The sequence below is a fragment of the Klebsiella sp. GG_Kp173 genome (assembly GCF_040062415.1).
GTDB lineage: Bacteria > Pseudomonadota > Gammaproteobacteria > Enterobacterales > Enterobacteriaceae > Klebsiella > Klebsiella quasipneumoniae.
Genome location: NZ_JBEAFZ010000070.1, coordinates 1 through 988, shown reverse-complemented (window position 1 = coordinate 988; position 988 = coordinate 1). Strand labels below are relative to the sequence as shown.

Sequence of the window (988 nt, the reverse complement as noted above, 5' to 3'; positions counted from 1 at the left end):
TGGAGCACCTCAAAAACACCATCATACACTAAATCAGTAAGTTGGCACCATTACCTGGATATCGAAGAAATTACACCGTTCCGTTACCGTTGGTGTTTCGCAAATCCAGTCGAAGCGCTTTATCTGTTTGATACAGCCACTGAATTTTACGAAATTCCGAAAAAGCGATCTTCTCTAAAAGGACACCGCTACCGTGTAGCCCCTCTTCTCGTCGAAAATGACGAGCTTGGTTTTCCGAAGTGGTAGGCGAGAGCGTTTTTGGTTACTCTCCATGATTGTCGATTACTCTATAAATCGACAAGAAATTGAACTACAATGTCGCTATGAGCATGAAAGTAGCAACTAGGAAACAAAAAATGGCTTTTTTAGATTCAATGAAAGTAGCCGCAGCCGTTGGTTTGCTGATGCAGCAGACAACAGCTTTTTGTTGCCCTAACCAAATGCCGGCGGATAGTGGTGCATCAGGTGGCCGATATGTTTCTATTTTAAGAAACAGCACGTTGCAACCTGAGCAAAAAGTGTCAGACGCAATTCAAACCATTGATGGTTTGAGAGAAACTTTAGAAAAAGCCTACTGGATGCTTTCTAAGGCTGGTTACGATCATATCCATAAGGTGATATCTGAGCTTCAACCTGAAACCGTGAGTCTTTGCGAACTGCAGTTGCGTGGACTTGAGGGCTTGGTAAAAAATGTTTATCGCGAAGTCAGTGCTGAGCAACGAGAAGCCATGCGCCCTACACTACTTACCGTAGCAAAAGCGCGTTCTGCAGCATCTAACCTGAACCATCTCATTCACCAGATGACTAAAGAGCCGGAGTCGTATGTCAGTAACATAAGCATGGATGGACTGCGCCAGCTGGCCGATCATGGCACCTCTGTTATGATTCATTGAGGTGTAACTTGCATATTTCTGTAACTTACAACCCAAAAACGGCTTTGTTGAATAAATCAGATTTCGGGTAAGTCTCCCCCGTAGCGGGTTGTGTT

At 44.2% G+C, this 988-nt stretch carries 2 protein-coding genes; both read left to right on the top strand.

All coding sequences use genetic code 11. The features are described 5' to 3' along the window. Positions 1–246, top strand: a 246-nt coding sequence (locus ABLU50_RS16210) for a hypothetical protein (RefSeq protein WP_348864861.1), incomplete at its 5' end; no start/stop codon positions are given. An 83-nt stretch (positions 247–329) separates the two neighbouring features. After that, the gene (locus ABLU50_RS16205) at positions 330–893 is read left to right on the top strand and encodes a hypothetical protein (protein ID WP_230354792.1); all 564 of its coding nucleotides are present in this window, start codon (positions 330–332) and stop codon (positions 891–893) included. The last annotated feature ends 95 nt before the right edge of the window (positions 894–988 follow it).